This is a genomic window from Geodermatophilus maliterrae (assembly GCF_041018925.1).
Lineage (GTDB): Bacteria > Actinomycetota > Actinomycetes > Mycobacteriales > Geodermatophilaceae > Geodermatophilus > Geodermatophilus maliterrae.
The window spans coordinates 33987-40384 of sequence record NZ_JBFNXQ010000044.1; the positions used below are offsets into that span (position 1 = coordinate 33987).

A 6398-nucleotide genomic window follows, 5' to 3' on the forward strand; every position below is an offset into this window, starting at 1 on the left:
AGGTACACAGCTGGTATATCAGATGTAGGATGACAGTATGTCGATTCCTCTCAGGAGGCAAGGCCTCTCGGCCGTGGACCTCTCCGATCCGTTCGTGACGGTCGCACCGCCGGATCTCGACCCGTCGGCTGCCGAGTCCCTGGCGGACAAGGCCTACAGGGCGATCAGGGACCGGCTGATCATGCTCGACATCCGGCCGAGTGATCCGATCGACGACGACGAGCTGGCCAAGGACCTCGGCGTGGGTCGGACACCGGTGCGCGAGGCACTGAAGCGGCTGGAGGGCGACCGGCTCGTGGTGTCCTATCCGCGGCGGGGGACCTTCGCGACCGGCATGGACATCTCCGATCTGGCGCACACCTCCGAGATCCGCGCCCAGCTCGAGCCGCTGGCCGCCCGCCGGGCCGCCGAGCGAGCCGTCCGCACGGCACACGCCGAGCTCGACGAGCTGGCCTCGCACATCCAGCAGCTCGACATCGCCCAGCTCGACCGGACGGAGCTCATGCGCTGGGACCTCGCGGTGCACCGTGCCGTCTACCGGGCGGCCGGCAATCCTCACCTGGAGGACGTCCTGATCCGCTACGACAACCTGGCGACGCGGATCTTCTGTCTGTTCCTCGACCGGCTGCCCACGGTGGACGAGCACGTCGGGGAGCACGTGGGGCTGCTCCGCGCGATCGCCGCCGGTGACGCGGACCGGGCCGACGACCTCGCCCGTGAGCACGTCCTGGGCTTCGAACGGGCGATCCGCGCGGTGATCTGAAGAACCTCGTCCCCCCACCCTGCACACGCTCAGGGCGGGCCCTGGGACGAGGCCGCCCCCTGGAGTCCCCTCGCACGCCCGGGGGACGCCCGGGAGGGACACGGGGTGGTCACCTCGTGCCGACGGCGTCCAGGACCGCCACGACGTCCCGCGTGGCCGCGACGTCGTGCACGCGGAGCACGGACGCGCCTCGCTGGACCGCGACGAGCGCCGCGGCCAGCGAGCCGGGCAGCCGGTCCCCCACGGTCCGTCCGGTCAGCTGCCCGAGCACCGACTTCCGGGACAGCCCCACCATGACCGGGACGCCCGGGCCGGTGAACGCGTCGAGCGACGCCAGCAGCGCGACGGTGTGGGTCAGCGTCTTGCCGAACCCGAACCCCGGGTCGACCACCAGGTGCTCCGGCCGGATGCCGGCGTCGAGACAGGCAACGATGCGCTCGGCGAGGAACGTGCGCACCTCGGCGACGACGTCCCGGTAGTGCGGGTCCGTCTGCATGGTCTCCGGGGAGCCCTGCATGTGCATGAGGCACACCGGTACGCCGAGCTGCGCCGCGGCCTGCAGAGCGCCCGGCCACTGCAGCGCCCGCACGTCGTTGACCATGCTGGCGCCGGCGGCCACCGCGGCCCTCATGACCTCGGGACGCGAGGTGTCCACGGACAACGGCACGGGGACCTGCCCGACCAGGGCCTCGACCACCGGCACGACGCGGTCGGGTTCCTCGGCGAGGGTCGGCGGCCGCGAACCGGGTCGTGTCGACTCCCCGCCGATGTCGATGAGGTCGGCGCCATCGGCTGCCAGGGTGCACCCGTGCTCCACGGCTGCCTCGAGGCCGTGGAAGCGCCCGCCGTCGGAGAAGGAGTCGGGGGTGACGTTGAGGATGCCGCAGACCACGGGCCGTCTCGCCGCGAGCGCCCGGCTGAGGGCGTGCGTCGAGGTGCCGGTGCCCGCGGGCGGGCGGTGTGCGAGGTCCGCCCCGGCCAGGCGGGTCATGAGGTGCTCCCATCTGTCGGATCCGGCACGGGTGACCCTCGGACGAGCTCTCTGGACGAGCTCTTCGCACGAGGCGTGGCGAGGTCCTCCCTCAGCCGCGCGCGGACGTGACCGTGTGCCGCAGGAGCAGTGCGGTGGTGACCGGGCCGACCCCGCCGGGCACCGGGGTCAGCCCGGCGACCCGTCCGGTGACCGAGCCGGCGTCGACGTCCCCGACCAGCCCGCCGGCGGCCGTCGGGTTGGTCCCGACGTCGATGACGACCGTGCCCTCGGCGACGTGCTCGGCCGCGATGAGCTCTGGCCGCCCGACGGCGGCGACGAGCACGTCCGCGGTCCGGGTGACCGCGGCCAGGTCCTCGGTGCGGCTGTGGCAGACGGTCACGGTGGCGTCCCGCTGCAGCAGCAGGTGCGCAGCCGGTTTGCCGACGACGGTGGAGCGGCCCACCACGACGGCGTGCGCGCCGGACAGGGGGATCCCGTGGTGGTCCAGCAGCGCGAGCACGGCCTCGGCGGTCGCCGGCGCGAAGGCGGGCAGGCCCGCGGCCAGCCGTCCCAGGCCGAGCGGGTTGGCGCCGTCGACGTCCTTGGCCGGGTCGATCGACGCGGCGAGGTCCTCGAAGACGGCGTCGGCCGGCAGCGGGGTCTGCAGGATGATGCCGTGCACCGCAGGATCTGCGCTGAGCGCGGCCAGCTCTGCGCGGATCCGCTCTGGCGTCGCCGTCTCCCCGAGGTCGACGACCGAGCAGGCGATGCCGGTCTTCTCCGCGGCCCGGGCGATGGAGCGGACGTACCAGGCACTGGACTCGTCCGCCGTCGCGACGACCACGGCCAGACGGGGCGGTGTCCCGGCGGCCGTGAGGTCCGCGGCCGCGGCGGCGACCCCGGTGCGGATGCCGGCGGCCAGCTCGGTCCCGCTCAACGTCGCTGTCATCGGACCAACCCGTCCCGGACGGCGGCGGTGACCTTCTCCGCGCGCAGGACGAGGTCGTCGACGGTGTCGGCGACCGCTGCGAGCTCTCCCCGGGTCCCCGGGTCCTTGATGCCGCCGAGGTTGATCTCCACGTTGACCCGGGCCGTCGTGGCCGCGGCCCGGGCCGCCTCGGCGGCGGCGGCGACGTCGCTGATCACGTTGCGGTTGCCGATCGGCAGGATCTGCTCGGCCAGGCTCAGCACCTGCTCGGTGACGCGGACGACGACCGCCGGCACGTGGGCCGCCGCGACCAGGGCCTCGGCGATGGCCCCCGACCGGGCTGCGGCCTCGTCCGCCGTCCTCTTGGGGAGTCCGTACGCCTCGGTGACCGCCGTGAAGGCCGCGGCGTCCTCCTCGGCCAGACCCAGCGCGTTCTCGCGCAGCCGGTCGGCGGTTGCCGTGACGGTGGCGATCTCCTCGGCGTGCTCGGCGTACTTCGCCGAGTCGCTGTAGCGGGCGACCATCGCCACCAGGGCGGCGGCCTGGGCCGCGTGCAGCGCGGCGGTGGCCCCGCCTCCCGGGGCGGGCACCCTGGCGGCGAGCTGGGCCAGGAACGTCTCGATGGTGTCGGTGCGCATGGGCGGTCCTCCGGGGGTGTGCGAGGCCGTGGGCCGGCGGGCGGCCCTGGGAGTGGTCGGGGCCGCCTGCCGGTCCGGCGAGAGGGGCGGGAGCGGTGTCAGCCGCGGAGCCGGGTCATGGCCGGGTCGACGAGCGGCTCGGCGGCGACGGTGGCCGCGATCCGGGTGCCGAAGTACTCGATCTCGACCCTCGTGCCGACGGTCGTCGAGGCGGGCAGCCAGGCGTAGGCGATGGGCCGGCCGACGGTGTGCCCGAAGGCGGCGCTGGTGACGTAGCCGGCCGGGCGGCCGTCGACGAAGACGGGCTCATGGCCGAGGACGACGCTGCGGCCGTCGTCGATCGTGAGGCAGGACAGCCGCCGGCGCACGGTGTCGTCGCTGATCCCGGCGATGGCCTCCCGCCCGACGAAGCCCTCCTTCTGCTCGCGGACGGCGAACCCCAGGCCGGCTTCGTAGGGGTTGTGCTCGGTGGTCATGTCGTGGCCCCAGGCGCGGTAGCCCTTCTCCAGGCGCAGGCTGTTGAAGGCCGCGCGGCCCGCGGCGACGATGCCGTGCCCCTGACCGGCGGCCCACAGCACGTCCCACAGCCTCTGGCCGTTGTCGGCGGTGGTGTAGAGCTCCCAGCCCAGCTCGCCGACGTAGGACAGCCGCATCGCCGTCACCGGCACCCCGGCGATCCGGGCCCGCTTGGCGCGGAAGTACTTCAGCCCGTCGTTGGAGAAGTCGTCGGAGGTGAGCGACTGGACGACGTCCCGGGCCCGCGGGCCCCACAGGCCGATGCAGCACGTCCCGCCGGTGATGTCCCGGATCTGCACGCTGCCGTCGGCGGGCGCCTGCCGGCGCAGGTGGTCGAGGTCGAGGTTGCCGTTGGCGCCGATCTGGAACAGCTGCTCGCCCAGCCGGGCGACGGTGAGGTCACTGCGGATGCCGCCGGCCCCGTCGAGGACCAGGGTGTAGGTCACCGCCCCGACCGACTTGTCCATCTCGCCGGTCGTCAGCCGCTGCAGGAGGGGAAGGGCGCCCGGTCCGCTGACCTCCAGCCGCTTGAGGGGCGTCATGTCGTACAGCGCGACGGCGGTGCGGGTCTTCCACGCCTCGGCCGCCGCGATGGGCGAGTGGAACTGTGCGCTCCAGGAGTCCCGCGACGGCGGGGTCCACTCCGCCGGCAGGTCCTCGACCAGCGGGGCATTGGCCTCGTACCAGTGCGGCCGCTCCCAGCCACCGCCCTCGAGGAAGACGGCGCCGAGCTGCTCCTGGCGCGCGTGGAACGGGCTCACCCGCAGGTTGCGCGGGGACAGCTTCGGCTGCAGGGGGTGGAGCACGTCGTAGATCTCCACGAAGTTCTGCTGGGAGGTCTCGCTGACGTACGCCGGGGCGAGCTGGACGTCCTCGAAGCGGTGCACGTCGCAGCCGTGCAGGTCGATCTCGCTGCGGCCCTCGACCAGCAGCTGGGCCACCGACCGCGCGACCCCGGCGGAGTGGGTCACCCACACCGCCTCGGCGATCCAGAAGCCGGCGACGTCCGGGGACTCCCCGACCAGCGGGCCGCCGTCCGGGGTGAAGGAGAAGACGCCGTTGAAGCCGTTGTCGATCTTCGAGGAGCGCAGCGAGGGCAGCAGCTCCTGGCTCCGCGCCCACTGCTCGGCGAAGTCCTCCTCGGTGAAGGGCAGCATCGAGGGCATCGACGACTCCCGGACGTCGTCGCCCTGGGGCAGCTCGCGCAGGTCGCCGAGCTCCACCGGCATCGGGCGGTGGGCGTAGGAGCCGATGCCGAGGCGGTCGCCCTTCTCCCGGTAGTAGAGGTCCTGGTCCTGGTGGCGCAGGATCGGCAGGCTCGCCTCGCTGAGCTCGTCGTTGCGGCCGACCAGGTCCGGCACCTGGCCGGTCCAGACGAACTGGTGGGCCAGCGGCAGCAGGGGGACGTCCATGCCGACCATGGCGCCGACCGCCGGCCCCCAGAAGCCGGCGCAGGAGACGACCACGTCGGCGGGGATGACCCCGTCCGGGGTCCGGACGCCGGTGACCCGGCCACCGGCCTGCTCGATGCCGGTGACCCGGGTGGAGCCCTGGAAGCGGGCTCCCCTGGCCTCGGCGCGGCGGGCCAGGGCGACGACCGCCCGGGATGCCTTGGCCAGGCCGTCGGTGGGGATGTGCAGGCCGCCGAGGATGCGCTCGCGGTCGACCAGCGGGTGCAGCCGCACGCACTCCTCGGCGTCGACCACCTGGGACTCCACGCCCCAGGAGGTGGCCCAGCCCTGCTTGCGGTGCAGGTCGGCGAGCCGCTCCGGGGTGGTGGCGACCTCGAGGCCGCCCACCTGGTTGAAGCACCACGCGCCGTCGACGTCGAGGGCGAGGAACTTCTCGACGGTGTAACTGGCGAAGGCCGTCATCGTCTTGGAGGCGTTGGTCTGGAAGACCAGCCCCGGGGCGTGCGAGGTGGAACCGCCGGTCAGCGGGAGGGGTCCCTGGTCGACCACGGTGACCCGGTCCCAGCCACGGGCGGTCAGCTCGTCGGCCAGGTTGGCGCCGACGATCCCCGCTCCGATGATGACCACACGAGGGGTGGTGGACATTGCTTTCGCTCCTGACGTGCCGGTGGATCCGGGGACTGCCGACGAGGGCCGGTCAGCTGGTGGAGGTGGGGGTGAACTCGAGGACCGCGTCCAGCAGCCAGTCGGCCAGGTGGCCGGCGAAGGAGGACCGGACGAAGAGCGCGAAGTCCTCGCCCGCGTCGGAGAGGGCGAGCAGCACGACGCCCGCCTGGCCGAGCGTGGTCTGCGCGCTGCGGCCCCGGCCGAAGACCCGCGGGTGCAGGTCGATGCTGCAGCCCTTGGCCAGCACCTCGCGCACCCGCGCCCCCGTCAGCCGCAGGACGGTCCGCTGGGCGGAGACGTCCGCCGCGGACCCGCCCAGCGGGCGGACGGCGGCGCGGACCCGGACCTCCAGATCCTCGGGTGCCTCGGTGCTGCTGGTGAGCAGCCACTCCTCGGGGCCGAGCCAGACGGCCCGACCCGTGCCGGTCGGCACCCAGGTGTCGGGCGCCGTCGGCAGGTCGACGCCCAGCGCCGCTGACGCCTCGGCGCCGACGGTGCCGAG

General features: G+C 73.7%; 6 protein-coding genes. 1 reads left to right on the top strand and 5 read right to left on the bottom strand.

The window, feature by feature from the left end:
• Window positions 1-94 precede the first annotated feature (94 nt).
• Complete coding sequence (locus ABQ292_RS14575) at window positions 95-763, top strand: GntR family transcriptional regulator (protein ID WP_369207564.1); 669 nt, start codon at window positions 95-97, stop codon at window positions 761-763.
• 109 nt (window positions 764-872) lie between these two features.
• On the opposite strand, the gene folP is transcribed toward ABQ292_RS14575, so the two are convergent.
• From folP to ABQ292_RS14600, 5 genes are all read right to left on the bottom strand, one after another.
• Window positions 873-1754 carry a dihydropteroate synthase gene (gene folP / locus ABQ292_RS14580; protein ID WP_369207566.1) on the bottom strand — a complete coding sequence of 294 codons (882 nt, stop codon included), beginning with the start codon at window positions 1752-1754 and terminating at the stop codon, window positions 873-875.
• 91 nt (window positions 1755-1845) lie between these two features.
• On the bottom strand, window positions 1846-2685 hold the full coding sequence (locus ABQ292_RS14585; RefSeq protein WP_369207568.1) for a bifunctional 5,10-methylenetetrahydrofolate dehydrogenase/5,10-methenyltetrahydrofolate cyclohydrolase: 840 nt from the start codon (window positions 2683-2685) through the stop codon (window positions 1846-1848).
• Window positions 2682-3302, bottom strand: coding sequence for a cyclodeaminase/cyclohydrolase family protein (locus tag ABQ292_RS14590; RefSeq protein ID WP_369207570.1), 621 nt, complete (start codon window positions 3300-3302; stop codon window positions 2682-2684). The genes ABQ292_RS14585 and ABQ292_RS14590 overlap by 4 nt, the downstream gene beginning before the upstream one ends.
• A gap of 98 nt (window positions 3303-3400) precedes the next feature.
• Complete coding sequence (locus tag ABQ292_RS14595; protein ID WP_369207572.1) at window positions 3401-5875, bottom strand: GcvT family protein; 2475 nt, start codon at window positions 5873-5875, stop codon at window positions 3401-3403.
• Window positions 5876-5927: 52 nt separating this feature from the next.
• On the bottom strand, window positions 5928-6398 hold a 471-nt coding region (locus ABQ292_RS14600; protein WP_369207574.1), incomplete at its 5' end, for a sarcosine oxidase subunit gamma.